The organism is Microlunatus capsulatus, from assembly GCF_017876495.1.
GTDB lineage: Bacteria > Actinomycetota > Actinomycetes > Propionibacteriales > Propionibacteriaceae > Microlunatus > Microlunatus capsulatus.
Window position 1 is genome coordinate 3045709 of record NZ_JAGIOB010000001.1, and the last position, 14055, is coordinate 3059763.

The window sequence follows — 14055 nt, forward strand, 5'->3', positions numbered from 1 at the left end:
GCTCTGGCCGACACTCGTTCTGACAACTCGGCCCGAGCGGGACCGACGGCTCAGAGCTGCAGGCCGGGGTACAGCGGGAAGTCGGCCAGCAGCTCGGCGCAGGCCGCGCGCGTGCGGTCGGCGAGGCCGTCCGCGAGCACGTACTTCGCCTTGCCCGGCTTCCCGTTCGACGCGGTGGCCGGGGTCGTGTTGCTGAGCACGTCGACGGCCAGGGCCGCGACGCGGTCGAACTCGTCGGCGCCGAAGCCGCGGGTGGTGAGGGCGGGCGTGCCCAGCCGGACGCCCGAGGTGTACCAGGCGCCGTTCGGGTCGCTGGGCACCGCGTTGCGGTTGGAGACGATGCCGGCGTCGAGCAGCGCCGACTCGGCCTGCCGACCGGTCAGCCCGTAGGCCGTCACGTCGAGCAGGACGAGGTGGTTGTCGGTGCCGCCGGTGACCAGCTTCGCGCCCCGCTCCAGGAACCCGTCGGCGAGCGACTTCGCGTTGTCCGCCACCTGCTGGGCGTAGGTCTGGAACTCCGGCGTGCGGGCCTCGGCGAAGGCGACGGCCTTGGCCGCCATCACGTGCGCCATCGGGCCGCCGAGCACCATCGGGCAGCCGCGGTCGACCGAGTCGGCGTACTCCTTCGTGGCCAGCACGAGGCCGCCGCGCGGGCCGCGGAGCGACTTGTGCGTGGTGCTGGTGACGATGTCGGCGTAGGGGACCGGGTCCTCCTCGCCGGTGAACACCTTGCCGGCCACCAGGCCCGCGAAGTGCGCCATGTCGACCATCAGCGTCGCGCCGACCTCGTCGGCGATCTCGCGCATCTTGGCGAAGTTCACCCGGCGCGGGTAGGCGGAGTAGCCGGCGATCAGCACCAGCGGCTTGAACTCCAGCGCGGCGGCCCGGACCTGGTCGTAGTCGATCAGCTGGGTCTCGGGGTCGGTCCCGTAGGAGCGCTGGTGGAACATCTTGCCCGAGATGTTGGGGCGGAAGCCGTGGGTGAGGTGGCCGCCGGCGTCCAGCGACATGCCCAGCGCCCGCTGGTTGCCGAACTTGTGGCGCAGCGACTCCCACTGCTCCTCGGTGAGGTCGTTGATGCCCTTGACGCCCAGCTCGGCCAGCTCGGGCAGCTCGACCCGGTTGGCCAGGATCGCCCAGAAGGCGACGAGGTTGGCGTCGATGCCGGAGTGCGGCTGCACGTAGGCGTGCTCGGCGCCGAACAGCTCGCGCGCGTGCTCGGCGGCGATCGACTCGACGGTGTCGACGTTCTGGCAGGCCGCGTAGAAGCGGTGCCCGACGGTGCCCTCGGCGTACTTGTCGGAGAACCAGCTGCCCATCGTCAGCAGCACCGCCGGCGAGGCGTAGTTCTCGGAGGCGATGAGCTTCAGCGAGCTGCGCTGGTCGGCCAGCTCCTGCCGGGTGGCCTCGGCGATCCGCGGCTCGACGGACTCGATGACGGCCAGGGCGGCGCGGTAGGCCTGCGACGCGGTGGCGGCGTGGTCGGTCGCGGCCGGGGTCTCGGAAGTGAGCGTCACGATCTCTCCAGCGGGTGGGGTGCGGGGGCGGCCCGGCGTCACCGGGCCGCAGCCCAATCTACCGGGCCGCACCGGCTGCGGACGCCGCGCTCCCGGGCTGGTCGACGAGGTCGGCGGGCAGGAACATCTCGGTGCCGACGACGGTGAGCAGCGACAGCGCGCCCGCCTCGGGCGTCCCCGCCGCGGCGGAGTAGACGACGACGGACTGGTCGTCGTCGGGCACCAGGAGGGTGTCGCAGTCCAGCAGCAGGGGACCGAGCCGGGGGTGCAGCACCGTCTTGCGGTGGCTGCGCCAGCCGCCGGCGGGCTGGGCCTCCCACAGCGCGGCGAACTCCGGCGAGCCGTCGCGCAGGTCGGCGAGCAGCCGCAGCAGGCCCGGGTCGGTGGGGTAGCGGGCGGCCGCGGTGCGCAGGCAGCCGACGGTCTGGGCGGCGATGGCCGCGCTCTCCCCGGGGCCGACGCCGACGGGGTGCCGCGGCGGGTCGGACGGCTCGGGCAGGAAGCGGAGCCGGTTCATGTTGCGGCGCTCGGGCCGGATGGCGGAGAAGTCGCCCAGCAGGGCCGACGCCATCGCGTTCCAGGCCAGGATGTCGCCCTTCGCGCTGGTCACCAGCACCGGCAGGTCGACGAAGCGGTCGACGAGCCGCAGCACCGTGGCCCGGACCTGCAGCGCCATCGTCCCCGGCGTGGGCGGCGCGGAGCCGGCGAGGTGGAACAGCTCGGACCGCTCGTCGTCGGTCAGCCGCAGGGCGCGGGCCAGGGCGCCGAGCACCGACGCCGACGGGTGCGGGCCGCGGCCCTGCTCGAGGCGGACGACGTAGTCGACGCTGATCCCGGCCAGCATGGCCAGCTCCTCGCGCCGCAGCCCGGCCACCCGGCGGTGCAGGCCGGCGGGCAGCCCGACGTCGGCGGGGCTCACCCGGGAGCGCGCCCGGCGCAGCACGGTCGCGAGCTCGGCGCGGTTCCCGGTGGCAGTCACGCCTCCCAGCATCTCCCGTGCACGGCCCGCCTGGGTAGGACCGCCGGTCCCACGAGCGGTCGGCCCTGGTCCGGTCCGGTCGCGGGGCCGAGGCTGGTCCCATGACCACCACCCCTGACCCCACCTCCGCCACCTCCGAGAGCACCACCCGCCCCGTCGCCCTCGTCACCGGGGCCAACAAGGGCCTCGGCCTGGAGACCGTCGCCCGCCTCGCCGCCCTCGGCTGGACCGTCCACCTGGGTGCCCGCGACCCGGAGCGGCTGGAGAAGGCCGTCGCCGAGGTCCAGGGCCGCGTCGACGGCGCCGACGTCCGCGCGCTGCCCCTCGACGTGACCGACGACGCCTCGGTCGCCGCTGCCGTCGAGGTCGTCCGGGCCGCCTCCGGGCACCTCGACGTCCTGGTGAACAACGCCGGCGCGGCCGGCACGTCCGCCGCGCCCGCCGACGTCGTCGCGGCCGACTTCCTGCCCGTCTACGGCGTCAACGTGCTGGGGCCGGTGCGGATGACGGCGGCCTTCCTGCCGCTGCTGCGCGCGGCCGCCGCGCCCCGGGTCGTCATGGTGTCGAGCGGGCTCGGCTCGTTCGCCGCGACCAGCGACCCCGAGCGGATCGAGTCGCAGGTGCCGGCGGTCGTCTACACCTCGTCGAAGGCGGCGCTCAACATGATCACGCACCAGTACGCGCGGTTCCTCGAGGGCGTCCGCGTCGTCTCGGTGGACCCGGGCTACACCGCGACCGACCTCAACGGCCACTCCGGGCCGCAGACGGTCACCGAGGGCACCGACGCGGTCGTCCAGGCGTGCACGGCCGAGGAGCTGCCGGGCACCTTCTTCAGCCGGTCGGGCGCCGAGGCCTGGTGAGCCCGGGAACGTGTGACCTGGCGAGGTGATGACACCTCGCGAGGTCACACGGTCCGGGCGCCGGACCCCGTGGATGGCTAGCGTGCGGGCAGGAGGTCACCATGTCGGAGCCGTACCCGCCCTACCCGCAGACGCCCCCGCCGCTGCCGCCGCTGCGCTGCCCGCTCTGCGAGGGGCAGCAGTTCCAGCGCGAGGAGTCCCGCCAGGAGTCCCGCTGGGGCTTCAGCTCCCACCGGATGACGCTGATGGTCTGCCAGCGCTGCCGCTACGTCCTGCACTTCTACGACACGCACTCGATCTGGAACCTCGACTGAGGCTCCCCCCGGGTGGGGTCAGCGTCGGCTGCGGGCGATCTCGTAGAGCGCGATGCCCGTGGCCACGCCGGCGTTGAGCGACTCGACCGAGGCCGTGATCGGGATCGAGGCCATCGCGTCGCAGGCCTCGCGGACCAGCCGGGACAGGCCGTCGCCCTCGCTGCCCACGACGAGCAGCAGCGGGCCCGCGGTCTGCGGCAGGTCGGCGATGTCGGTCTCGGCCTCGCCGTCCAGGCCGACGAGGAAGAACCCGGCGTCCTTGTAGGCCCGCAGCGCGCGGTTGAGGTTCGTGGCCCGGGCGATCGGGATCCGGGCGGCGGCCCCCGCGGAGGTCTTCCACGCGGCCGCCGTCATCCCCGCCGAGCGGCGCTCGGGGATCAGCACGCCCTGCGCGCCGAACGCCGCGGACGAGCGCACGACGGCGCCGAGGTTGCGCGGGTCGGTGATCGAGTCCAGGGCCACCACCAGCGGCTCGCCGTCGGCCTCGAGCGCGGCGGCCAGCAGGTCGTCGGGGTGGGCGTAGGTGAACTCGGGCAGCTGCAGGGCCACGCCCTGGTGGATCGCGCCGCCGGTCATCTTGTCCAGCTGGTCGCGGGTGACCTCGAGCATCGGCGTGCGGGTGTCCGCGGCCAGCTTGAGGATGTCGCGGAGCCGGTCGTCGCGCTCGGCGCCCTCGGAGACGTAGGCCGTCTTGATGGGGATGCCGGCCTGCATCGCCTCCAGCACGGGGTTGCGGCCCGCGACCCACTCGGGGCCGGTGCCGGGACGGCCGGTGCGCTGCGACGGGCCGCCGCGCTCGCTGCGACCGCGCGCGGCCGCGGCCGCCGCGGCCTTCGGCGACACGTAGCTCTTGTGGTAAGGGCGGTCCTCGGCCTTCGGGGTCGCGCCGCGACCCTCCAGGCCACGGCGGACGCGACCGCCGGACCCGGCGGTGTTGCCCTTGCCCTTGCGGCGGATGGCGCCCTTGCGCTGGCTGTTCCCGGGCATGTCAGGCTCCTGTGGTCTCGGACGGGGAGGCGAGGGACCACCGGGTCCCGCGCGGGGTGTCCTCGAGGACGACGCCGAGCGCCGCCAACGCATCGCGGACGGCGTCGGCCGCCGCGTAGTCCTTGCGGGCGCGGGCCGCGGCCCGCTGCTCGACGAGGGCGGCCACCAGGCCGTCGACGACGGGCCGGTAGTCCTGCCCGGGCCCGGCGCCGGCGCCACGGGTCCAGGCCGGGTCGTCGGCGTCGAGGCCGAGGACGCCGAGCATCGCGCGGGTGCGGCCCAGGTGCAGGGCGAGGGCGTCGAGGTCGCCCGCGTCCAGGGCGGTGTTGCCATCGCGGACGGCGGCGTAGAGCACCGCCACGGCGGCCGGGGTGGAGAGGTCGTCGTCCATGGCGGCGACGAAGGCCTCCGGCAGCGCGGCGGCCGGGGCGTCGGGGACCAGCTCGGCGGCGCGGGTGACGAAGCCGTCGATCCGGGCCAGCGCGGCGGTGGCCTCGGCGAGGGAGTCGTCGGAGAACTCGATGGCCGAGCGGTAGTGCGGCTGCGCCAGGTAGAAGCGGACGGCGCGTGGCGGGAAGGCGCGGGTGACCTCGGAGACCAGGGCCCCGTTGCCCAGGGACTTGCTCATCTTCTCCCCGGCCGCGGTGACCCAGGCGTTGTGCATCCAGAAGCGCGCGAAGCGCTGGCCGGCCGCCGTCGACTGCGCCAGCTCGTTCTCGTGGTGCGGGAAGCGCAGGTCCAGGCCGCCGCCGTGGATGTCGAACTCGTCGCCGAGGTACTTGCCGGCCATCGCCGAGCACTCCAGGTGCCAGCCCGGCCGGCCGCGGCCCCACGGGGTGGGCCAGGACGCTGTCGCCGGCTCGCCGGGCTTGTGGCCCTTCCACAGCGCGAAGTCGCGGGGGTCGCGCTTGCCGCGCGGGTCGGCGTCCTCGGCCGCCTCCATGTCGTCGATCCGCTGGCCCGACAGCGAGCCGTAGGCCGGCCAGGAGCGCACGTCGAAGTAGACGTCGCCCGAGCCGTCGTCGGCGGCGTAGGCGTGCCCGCGCTCCACGAGCACCTCGATCAGCTCGACCATCTCGGGGATGTGCCCGGTGGCGCGCGGCTCGTAGGTGGGCGGCTCGCAGCCCAGCGCCGCGTAGGCGTCGTGCAGCTCCCGCTCGAAGCGGTAGGCGTGGGCGAACCAGGGCACGCCGGCCTCGGCGGACTTGGTGAGGATCTTGTCGTCGATGTCGGTGACGTTGGCGATCACGGTGACCGCGAAGCCCCGGTGCGTCAGCCAGCGGCGCAGGACGTCGAAGACGACCTCCTTGCGGATGTGCCCGACGTGCGGCGCGGACTGCACGGTGAGCCCGCAGTGGTAGATCGAGACCTGCCCGGGGACGACGGGGACGAAGTCGCGCACCGTCCGGGTGGCGGTGTCGTAGAGCCGGAAGGCGGTCGCCGCGCCGTCGGCGTCCGGTGCGGTCGGGGCCGGGCGCGGGTCCGTCGCCGGGGAGGCGGGGGAGTGCTGCGTCACCGCGGCAGCCTACCGGTCGGCGTCAGGCCTCCAGCGCCATCAACCGGCGCATCGCGTCGACGCCCTCCCGCAGCGCCTTGAGGTCGCGGCGGGACAGGCGGGCCAGGTAGGGCTCGACGCCGGTGCCCAGGGAGTCGCGCAGCGTGCCCAGCTCCTGCTTGCCCTCCGGCGTCAGCTCGATCATCCAGGCCCGGGCGTCGCGGACGTCGGCGCTGCGGGCGACCAGGCCGGCCGCCTCCAGCCGCTTGACGTGGTTGGTGATCGTCGGCTGGGAGCAGCGCTCGGCGACCGCCAGCTCGCTGATCCGGGTGGGGCCGTTGTCGCTGAGCCGCGCGAGGATGCGGGCGGCCGCGAGGCTGAGGGTGAAGGTGCTCGACTTGGGTACCCACCGCACGACGCGCGCGGAGGTCGTGATCAGATCCTCCCCCAGGGCGTGCAGGTCGTCGCTCATGGCCGAAGCCTATGCGCACGCCTGGGCCCGGAGCACGGCTCGGACCGGGTTCTCGGGGGATTCACAGCCGCGGGCCGTCGGGCGCTACCGGCTGACGGCCGCGACGACCAGCCGGGCCAGCTCCGCGTAGGCCTGGGCGTCGTCCAGCCCCGTCGCCGCGCCGATCTCGCCCGAGGTGATCCGGCGCATGGTGGCGGTGACCACCTCGCTGACGAAGGCCGCCGGCACCCGGCGGAAGGCGCCGGCCCGGATGCCCTCGTCGACCAGCTCGCGCACCCGGGCGGCGGCCGCGGCGGTGTTCTGCTCGTAGATCTCCGCCGCCGGGGCGAAGGCCGCGACGTCGGCCCGGAAGGCCGGCCCGGCCGCCCGCAGCTGCTCCGCCACGGCCTCCAGGTACCGGGTGACCCGCGCGCCGGGCGCCCGGGTGCCCGCGAGGGCCTCCTCGACCGCCGCCGTGGCCCGGCGGAAGAACTCCCGGACCGCCAGCAGGGCCAGCTGCTCCTTGCTGGCCGCCAGCGCGTACAGCGTCCGCTTGGAGCAGCCGAGCCGGGCGGCCACGTCGTCGACGGTGCTGGCGCTGAAGCCCTCGGCCAGCACCAGCGCGACCAGCGCGTCCTCCAGCTCCTGCTGGCGCGGGGTCAGCCGACGCCCCCCGGGCCTCGACGACGCGGGTACGGTGGTCTCCATGGCGGTACCACCGTACTGCCGTCCGTACCGCACCTGCACGTACCGCACTTGCACGTCCCGCACCTGCACCCACCGCTGCCGCACCACCGGCGCCCTCCCGGCGCCGGCGGACGAGGAGGTCCCGCCGTGGCCGTCGAACGTCTGCTGCCCACCGACGAGGGGGTCGAGCTGGTCGCCCTGGTCCGCGAGGTCGCCCAGGCCGAGCTCGCCCCGCGCGCCGCGGCCGAGGAGGCCGCCGGCCGGTACCCCCGCGACGTCTTCGCCGCGCTGGGCGGGCTGGGGCTGCTGGGGATGCCCTACCCCGAGGAGGTCGGCGGGCTCGGCCAGCCCTACGAGGTCTACCTGCAGGCGCTGGAGGAGGTGGCCGCGGCCTGGATGAGCGTCGCCGTCGGGGTCTCCGTGCACGTCATGAGCTGCCACCCGCTGGCCACCTGGGGGACCCCCGCGCAGCAGCAGGCGCACCTGCCGGACCTGCTGGGCGGCGGACTGCTCGGCGGCTACGCGCTGTCCGAGCCCCAGGCCGGGTCCGACATCGCGGGCATGACCAGCCGGGCGAAGCGCACCGACGAGGGCTACGAGCTGCACGGCGCCAAGGCCTGGGTCACGCACGGCTCGCGGGCCGACGCCTACACCGTCTTCGCCCGGGTCGGCGACACCCCGCCCGGCGGCATCACCTGCTTCCTGGTCCCCGGCGACGCGGCCGGGCTCGGCTTCGGCGCCCCCGAGCGGAAGATGGGGCTGACCGCCTCGGTGACCGCGGGCCTGCACCTCGACGGGGTCGCGGTGGCCGACGACCGGCGGATCGGTGACGAGGGCCAGGGGATGCGGATCGCGCTCTCCGCGCTGGACTCCGGCCGGCTCGGGATCGCGGCCTGCGCCACCGGTCTGGCCCAGGCGGCGCTGGACCTCGCCGTCGGCTACGCGCAGGAGCGCCAGCAGTTCGGCCGCGCCGTCGCGGAGTTCCAGGGGATGCAGTTCCTGCTGGCCGACATGGCCGCCGCCGTCGACAGCGCCCGGGCGACCTACCTGCTGGCGGCCCGCAAGCGCGACGCCGGGATGGCCTTCACCCGCGACGCCGCCGTCGCGAAGCTCGTGGCCACCGACGCGGCCATGCGCGTCACCACCGACGCCGTCCAGGTGCTGGGAGGCTACGGCTACACCGCCGACTTCCCGGCGGAGCGCTACATGCGGGAGGCCAAGGTGACCCAGATCTTCGAGGGCACGAACCAGATCCAGCGGCTCGTCATCGGCCGGCAGCTGCTCGGCTCGCTGAGCGGGAGCTCCCGTGCGCCTCGGTGAGGACGACGTCGTCCTGGTCACCGGCGGGGCGTCCGGGCTGGGCGAGGCGACCGTCCGGGCGCTGCTGACGACGGGGGCGCAGGCGGTGGTCGTCGACCTGCCCGGCTCCCGCGGCGAGGCGCTCGTCGCCGCGCTGGGCGAGCGCGCCGTCTTCGCGCCGGCCGACGTCCGCGACCCCGACCAGCTGGCCGCCGCCGTCGCGGTCGCAACGGGCCGCGGGACGCTCCGGGTCGCCGTCAGCTGCGCCGGCGTCGCCACCCCCGGCCGGGTCGTCGGGCGCAAGGGCGTGCTGCCGCTGGCCGACTTCGCCCGCGTCGTCGAGATCAACCTCCTCGGCACCTTCAACCTGCTGCGGCTGGCGGCCGACGCGATGGGCGGCAACGGGCTGCTGGACGGCGACCGCGGGCTGGTCGTGATGACCGCCAGCGTCGCCGCGTTCGACGGCCAGGTGGGCCAGGCCGCCTACGCGGCCAGCAAGGGGGGCGTCGCCGCGCTGACCCTGCCCGCCGCCCGCGACCTCGCCGACCGCGCCGTCCGGGTGATGACGATCGCGCCCGGGGTGATGGAGACGCCGATGATGGCGGGCCTGCCGGAGGAGACGCGGACGTCGCTGGAGGCCCTGGTGCCGCACCCGGCCCGGCTGGGCCGGCCGGCGGAGTACGCCCAGCTGGTGGAGGCGCTGGTGGCCAACCCGCTGCTGAACGGCGAGGCCATCCGGCTCGACGGCGCCCTGCGGATGCCGCCGCGGTGACGGCGGACCCGCGTCCGTACGGTCAGCTCGTCCTGGTCACCGGTCCGGTCGCCGCCGGGAAGAGCACCGTCGCCGCCCGGCTGACGGAGCGGCTGGTGGCCGCCGGCCTGACCGTCGCCTGCACCGACCACGACGACGTCGCCCGGCTGGGCCACGCCCCGGGCGGGCTGACCGAGGAGCACTGGGACCGGGCCCACGAGACCCACGGCGTCCTGGTCGGCGCCCTGCTGCGGCAGCCGTTCGACGTCGTCATCGCGCACGGACCCGTCTACACCCCCGTCGAGACGGCCGCGGTGCTCGCGCACGTGCCGGCCGGGACCCCCGTGCGGCGGGTGCTGCTGACCTGCCCGCTGGGCTCGGCCCACGACCGCGTCACCGGCGACCCCGAGCGCGGTCTGTCCCGCGACCCGGTGTTCCTGCAGCGCACCCACGCCCGCTTCTGGGCGCTCCGGCCGGAGATCGAGGCCGACCTCGTCGTCGACACCAGCACCACCGGCGTCGACGCGGTCTGCGCCCGGGTCGAGGCGCTGCTGCGCCCCGTCGGGACTCCCGCGCCCGGTGCACCGGGCGGGTCCGTGCCGTAGGGGCGCGGGAGCGGCTCAGCCGCGGGCGGCCCGGGCCCGCAGGGCGGCGATGTCGAGGTACTCCCGGGCCGGTGGCTCGTCCCCGCCCGGGGCCTCGCCGTCGTCCTCCCACGGGTCGTACGGCTTCTCGGCCTCGTCGTCGACGAAGCCCTGGGAGGGGTCGAACGGGTTGGCCAGCGGGCCCATCGACTCCATCGCCGAGAGCGCGATCTGCTCGTCCGGCAGGTTCTGCAGCACGTCGTCGACGTAGCTCTGCGCCGCCTCGTCGATGGGGATCTCACGGCCCGCCCGCTCGCCGAGGTACCAGCGGTGCTCCAGCACCTCGTGGTACAGCTCGGCCGGCTCCAGCTTCTTGCGCATCTCGCCGGGCACGAGGTTCACCACCGGCTCGAAGCGGTTGGTCAGCCACTGGTGGGCGACGATCGACTCGTCGGCGCCCTGCTGGTCGGTGCGGGCGCGGTAGGCGTCGAGGTCGTTGAGCAGCCGGCGGGCCTGGTTCTCCTCGGTGTCCAGCCCGGTGAGCCGCAGCAGCCGCCGGGAGTGGTGGCCGGCGTCGACGACCTTGGGCTGGATGCGGATGGTCGAGCCGGCGAAGTCGGTGGTGATGTCCAGCTCGGCGACGTCGAAGCCGAGCGCGTTGAGCCGCCGGACCCGGCCCTCGATCCGGTGCATCTCGCTGCCGTCGAACTCCTCGACCTCGGTGAGCTCGGCCCACAGCTCGCGGTAGCGGCTCTCGATGGTCTGCACCAGGGTCAGCGGGTCGAGGTTGGCGTCCAGCAGGCCGCCGGCCTCGAGGTCGCAGAACTCGCCGAAGAGGTTGACCCGGGCGATCTGCAGGTCGTGCTCGCGCTGGCCGTCGCTGAGCTGGTCGTGCAGCTCCCCGGTCTCGGCGTCGACGAGGTAGGCGGCGAAGGAGCCGGCGTCGCGGCGGAACAGGGTGTTGGACAGCGAGACGTCGCCCCACAGGAAGCCGATGAGGTGCAGCCGGGCCAGCAGGACGACCATCGCGTCGACGAGCCGGTTGACGGTGTCCTGGCGCACGCCGCGGCTGAACAGCGAGCGGTAGGGCAGCGAGAACTGCAGGTGCTTGGTGATGAGGATGGGGTCGAGCGGCTCGCCGGCCCGGTCCAGCCGGGTGGTGACGACGCCGACGGGCTCGACCGAGGGGGTGTCCAGCCGGGTGAGGTCGCGCAGCAGCCGGTACTCGTGCTTGGCGAGGTGCTCCAGCACCTCCTTGACCGCGTAGACGTCCGAGCCCACCCGGACGAAGCGGACGACGTGCCGCGAGATGCCGCGGGGGAGGGCGACCAGGCTCTCCTCCGGCCACTCCGCGAGCGGGGTCTCCCAGGGCAGCGTGATCAACCGCGCGTCCGGCTTCGCCGACAGGAACCTGGGCATGGCCGTCATCTTGTCACCGCGGCCCGGGATCTGGTCGCTGCGGAGCGCGGAACTGCGGGACGACGGCAGCCGAGGAGGTCGGCCGCCTGTCGTCCTCCCGCACGTCCCGCTCCTGGGCGCGCGCCTAGGCTGAGCGCCGTGACCGACCTCCTCGACGCGCGCCCGGCGGCTCCCGTCGTGCTCGCCGAGGCGGACTGGACGGTCCGGCGCGACGCCCACCAGGAGCGTGTCGACGGCTGGCTGACCGGCCACCGGGAGCGCCGCAGCCGGGGCCGCAGCCACCCGGTCGAGGACTTCCTCTTCGAGTACTACAACCAGCGGCCCTACCAGCTGCGCCGCTGGCACCCCGGTGCCGGCGTGGTGCTGGCCGGTCCCGCCGCCGAGGAGCTGCTGGGCTGGCGCGGCTACGTGGCCGTGGCCGACGGCGTCGCGCTGGACACCGCGACGGTGCTCGCCGCCCGGGCCGGCACCGTGCGCTGGGTCCGCGACCTGCTGGCCGCGACCGCTGCCCGGGCCGGCTTCTTCGGCTGCTTCGGCCTGCACGAGTGGGCGATGGTCTACCGGCAGGGCCCCGACGAGCTGCGGCACCCGGGCTGGCCGCTGCGGATGCCGGCCGAGGACGTCGCCGCCGTCGTCGAGGAGCGCGGGGTGCGCTGCGAGCACGTCGACGCCTTCCGCTTCTTCACCCCGGAGGCCCGGCCGCTCAACGTGCTGCAGCCGACGCGGGCCGACCAGCAGGACCTGGAGCAGCCGGGCTGCCTGCACGCCAACATGGACCTCTACAAGTGGGCCTACAAGCTGAGCCCGCTGGTCCCCTCCGACCTCGTCGCCGACGCCTTCGCCCTGGCCCGGGAGATCCGCCAGCTGGACATGCGGGCCAGCCCCTACGACTTCCGCGCGCTGGGCCTGGAGCCCGTCGCCGTCGAGACGCCCGAGGGCCGGGCCGCCTACGCGGCCGAGCAGCGGACCTTCGCCCAGCGCTCCGCCCCCCTGCGGCAGCGGCTGCTCGACGTCCTCGGCCCGCTCGCCGCGCTCGTCCCCGAGCCTCCCGCTCCCTGAGCCACCTCCCGCTCCCTGAGCCTGTCGAAGGGTCTGGGAACCGCTGACGGGTGACGGGCTCCGGCGGCCGGGTCGTGCAACCCGTCAGCGGTTTCTCGGGGGTGGCCCTTCAACAGGCTCAGGGAGCGGAGGGCGGGTCAGGCCCTTCGACAGGCTCACGGAGCGGGGATGGCGGGGCGGACCAGGCGGTACATGGGCCGGTCGAACCAGCTCGGGCCGCAACTCATCGCCCCGCCGTCGGGGGCGAAGCCGTGCCGGCGGTAGAAGCGGTTGGCGCGGGGGTTGCCGTGCAGGATCCACAGGTAGGTCTCGCGGTCTCCGACGGCGACGTCGAGCAGCCGGGCGCCGAGGCCGCTGCCGTGGGTGCGGGCGCGGGTGTAGAGGTGGTTGAGCTGGAAGCCGACGTCGGTCGGCGGGGCGCCGAGCTCGCGCTCCCAGTCCTGGGTGCCGGGGCCGGAGCGGACGACGCCCACCACCTCGCCGTCGGCGTCGCGGGCCAGCCACGACCGCGACCGGGGCTCGGGCTGCTGCGCCGCCGCGACCCAGGAGGCCCGGGTCCGCTCGACGGTCTGCGGGATGGCGTCCCGGTGCTGCTCGACGAACGCCGGCGGCATGATCGCGGCGTAGGTCTCGGCCAGGCACTCGACGTGGCAGCGGACGTAGTCCCCGGCGTCGTCAGGGGTGACGGGGCGGAGGTCGTGCTCGGGCATGCGGGGCTCCCGGGGAGGCGGTGGTGGCCGGGACACGCTAGCGCGGGCTCCCGCCCTACGATCGGGTGGTGACGAGTGGTGACGGCTGGACGACCTGCGCCGCCGGGCACCGGCACTGGGGGCTGTTCGGCGCGGCCGGCCTGCTGCTCCGCACCCCGCCGGGGGAGCCGCCCGCCGTCGCCCTCCAGCTCCGCGCCGAGCGCAGCCACCACGGCGGCACCTGGGGCATCCTCGGCGGCGCCCGCGACGGGGACGAGACCGCCGTCGAGGCCGCGCTCCGCGAGGCGGGCGAGGAGGCCACCGTCGACCCGGCCCTGATCCACGTCGAGGCCAGCTACGTCGACGACCACGGCGGCTGGGCCTACACCACCGTCGTCGCCACCGCGCCGTCGGCGATGGCCCTCGCGCCCCGCAACTGGGAGAGCGACGCCGTCCGCTGGGTCCCGCTGGCCGAGGTCGACGCCCTCGACCTGCACCCCGGCTTCGGCCGCACCTGGCCGTTGCTGCGCGAGGTCGGGCCGGCGCCGGTCGTCGTCGTCGACGCCGCCAACGTCGTGGGCAGCCGGCCCGACGGCTGGTGGAAGGACCGCGCCGGCGCCGCCGCCCGGCTCCGGGACCAGCTGGCCGCGGCCGCCGTCACCGGCGTGCTGGGCCTCGCCGACGGCGCCGCCGGGCTGCGCTCCTTCCCCCGCTTCGTGCTGGTGGTCGAGGGCCGGGCCCGCGACGTCGGCCCGGTCGCCGGCGTCGAGGTGGTGGGCGCGGTGGGCTCCGGGGACGACGCGGTGGTCGAGGCCGTCGCCGGGCGCGCGGGCGACGGCCGTCGCGTCATCGTGGCCACGGCCGACCGCGAGCTGCGGGAGCGGGTGGGCGCCCTGAGCGCCGAGGTGCTGGGACCCCGGGGGCTGCTTGACCTGCTGTGACGCGGGAGGCGCTGCGGCAGGTC

15 protein-coding genes are annotated in these 14055 nt (G+C 75.3%); 7 read left to right on the forward strand and 8 right to left on the reverse strand.

Annotated elements, in window-relative coordinates; genetic code table 11:
- Positions 1 to 50: 50 nt before the first annotated feature.
- Both JOF54_RS14075 and JOF54_RS14080 read right to left on the reverse strand, forming a co-directional pair.
- Positions 51 to 1517, reverse strand: a complete 1467-nt coding sequence (locus JOF54_RS14075; RefSeq protein ID WP_307804184.1) for a glycine hydroxymethyltransferase — start codon at positions 1515 to 1517, stop codon at positions 51 to 53.
- A 58-nt stretch (positions 1518 to 1575) separates the two neighbouring features.
- Positions 1576 to 2496, reverse strand: coding sequence for a helix-turn-helix transcriptional regulator (locus JOF54_RS14080; RefSeq protein ID WP_210056919.1), 921 nt, complete (start codon positions 2494 to 2496; stop codon positions 1576 to 1578).
- 101 nt (positions 2497 to 2597) lie between these two features.
- Between JOF54_RS14080 and JOF54_RS14085 the strand changes: the two genes are divergently transcribed.
- Both JOF54_RS14085 and JOF54_RS14090 read left to right on the forward strand, forming a co-directional pair.
- Positions 2598 to 3356, forward strand: a complete 759-nt coding sequence (locus tag JOF54_RS14085) for an SDR family NAD(P)-dependent oxidoreductase (RefSeq protein WP_210056921.1) — start codon at positions 2598 to 2600, stop codon at positions 3354 to 3356.
- Positions 3357 to 3457: 101 nt separating this feature from the next.
- A complete protein-coding gene (locus tag JOF54_RS14090; RefSeq protein ID WP_210056923.1) occupies positions 3458 to 3670 on the forward strand; it encodes a hypothetical protein in 213 nt (70 codons plus the stop codon).
- An 18-nt stretch (positions 3671 to 3688) separates the two neighbouring features.
- Here JOF54_RS14090 and rlmB read toward each other — a convergent pair whose 3' ends face one another.
- The 4 genes from rlmB to JOF54_RS14110 form a co-directional block, all read right to left on the reverse strand.
- Positions 3689 to 4657 carry a 23S rRNA (guanosine(2251)-2'-O)-methyltransferase RlmB gene (rlmB, locus tag JOF54_RS14095; RefSeq protein WP_210056925.1) on the reverse strand — a complete coding sequence of 323 codons (969 nt, stop codon included), beginning with the start codon at positions 4655 to 4657 and terminating at the stop codon, positions 3689 to 3691.
- A gap of 1 nt (position 4658) precedes the next feature.
- On the reverse strand, positions 4659 to 6059 hold the full coding sequence (gene cysS, locus JOF54_RS14100) for a cysteine--tRNA ligase (protein WP_372443523.1): 1401 nt from the start codon (positions 6057 to 6059) through the stop codon (positions 4659 to 4661).
- A 136-nt stretch (positions 6060 to 6195) separates the two neighbouring features.
- Positions 6196 to 6624, reverse strand: a complete 429-nt coding sequence (locus tag JOF54_RS14105) for a MarR family winged helix-turn-helix transcriptional regulator (RefSeq protein WP_210056929.1) — start codon at positions 6622 to 6624, stop codon at positions 6196 to 6198.
- An 84-nt stretch (positions 6625 to 6708) separates the two neighbouring features.
- The gene (locus JOF54_RS14110) at positions 6709 to 7311 is read right to left on the reverse strand and encodes a TetR/AcrR family transcriptional regulator (RefSeq protein ID WP_210056931.1); all 603 of its coding nucleotides are present in this window, start codon (positions 7309 to 7311) and stop codon (positions 6709 to 6711) included.
- A 126-nt stretch (positions 7312 to 7437) separates the two neighbouring features.
- Between JOF54_RS14110 and JOF54_RS14115 the strand changes: the two genes are divergently transcribed.
- Genes JOF54_RS14115 through JOF54_RS14125 form a run of 3 tightly spaced genes read left to right on the forward strand, consistent with a single transcriptional unit; the run spans position 7438 to position 9945 of the window.
- Positions 7438 to 8610 carry an acyl-CoA dehydrogenase family protein gene (locus JOF54_RS14115; protein WP_210056933.1) on the forward strand — a complete coding sequence of 391 codons (1173 nt, stop codon included), beginning with the start codon at positions 7438 to 7440 and terminating at the stop codon, positions 8608 to 8610.
- Entirely contained in the window at positions 8597 to 9361 is a 765-nt protein-coding gene (locus tag JOF54_RS14120) for an SDR family NAD(P)-dependent oxidoreductase (protein WP_210056935.1), read from the forward strand. Before JOF54_RS14115 ends, JOF54_RS14120 begins: the two co-directional genes overlap by 14 nt.
- On the forward strand, positions 9358 to 9945 hold the full coding sequence (locus JOF54_RS14125; RefSeq protein WP_210056937.1) for an adenylyl-sulfate kinase: 588 nt from the start codon (positions 9358 to 9360) through the stop codon (positions 9943 to 9945). Before JOF54_RS14120 ends, JOF54_RS14125 begins: the two co-directional genes overlap by 4 nt.
- A gap of 15 nt (positions 9946 to 9960) precedes the next feature.
- Here JOF54_RS14125 and JOF54_RS14130 read toward each other — a convergent pair whose 3' ends face one another.
- Entirely contained in the window at positions 9961 to 11343 is a 1383-nt protein-coding gene (locus JOF54_RS14130) for a DUF4032 domain-containing protein (RefSeq protein WP_210056940.1), read from the reverse strand.
- Positions 11344 to 11481: 138 nt separating this feature from the next.
- Between JOF54_RS14130 and JOF54_RS14135 the strand changes: the two genes are divergently transcribed.
- Positions 11482 to 12402: a 3-methyladenine DNA glycosylase gene (locus JOF54_RS14135; RefSeq protein ID WP_245358109.1), complete on the forward strand. Its 921-nt coding sequence runs from the start codon at positions 11482 to 11484 to the stop codon at positions 12400 to 12402.
- A gap of 155 nt (positions 12403 to 12557) precedes the next feature.
- On the opposite strand, the gene JOF54_RS14140 is transcribed toward JOF54_RS14135, so the two are convergent.
- Complete coding sequence (locus JOF54_RS14140) at positions 12558 to 13112, reverse strand: GNAT family N-acetyltransferase (RefSeq protein ID WP_210056942.1); 555 nt, start codon at positions 13110 to 13112, stop codon at positions 12558 to 12560.
- A 68-nt stretch (positions 13113 to 13180) separates the two neighbouring features.
- Between JOF54_RS14140 and JOF54_RS21110 the strand changes: the two genes are divergently transcribed.
- Positions 13181 to 14032, forward strand: coding sequence for an NUDIX hydrolase (locus JOF54_RS21110; RefSeq protein WP_307804186.1), 852 nt, complete (start codon positions 13181 to 13183; stop codon positions 14030 to 14032).
- Positions 14033 to 14055: the final 23 nt, after the last annotated feature.

Coding starts and splice junctions, on each gene's coding strand:
- JOF54_RS14085 (WP_210056921.1), top strand. CDS start 2,598: ATGACCACCACCCCTGACCCCACCTCCGCCACCTCCGAGAGCACCACC.
- JOF54_RS14090 (WP_210056923.1), top strand. CDS start 3,458: ATGTCGGAGCCGTACCCGCCCTACCCGCAGACGCCCCCGCCGCTGCCG.
- rlmB (WP_210056925.1), bottom strand. CDS start 4,657: ATGCCCGGGAACAGCCAGCGCAAGGGCGCCATCCGCCGCAAGGGCAAG.
- JOF54_RS14105 (WP_210056929.1), bottom strand. CDS start 6,624: ATGAGCGACGACCTGCACGCCCTGGGGGAGGATCTGATCACGACCTCC.
- JOF54_RS14110 (WP_210056931.1), bottom strand. CDS start 7,311: ATGGAGACCACCGTACCCGCGTCGTCGAGGCCCGGGGGGCGTCGGCTG.
- JOF54_RS14130 (WP_210056940.1), bottom strand. CDS start 11,343: ATGCCCAGGTTCCTGTCGGCGAAGCCGGACGCGCGGTTGATCACGCTG.
- JOF54_RS14140 (WP_210056942.1), bottom strand. CDS start 13,112: ATGCCCGAGCACGACCTCCGCCCCGTCACCCCTGACGACGCCGGGGAC.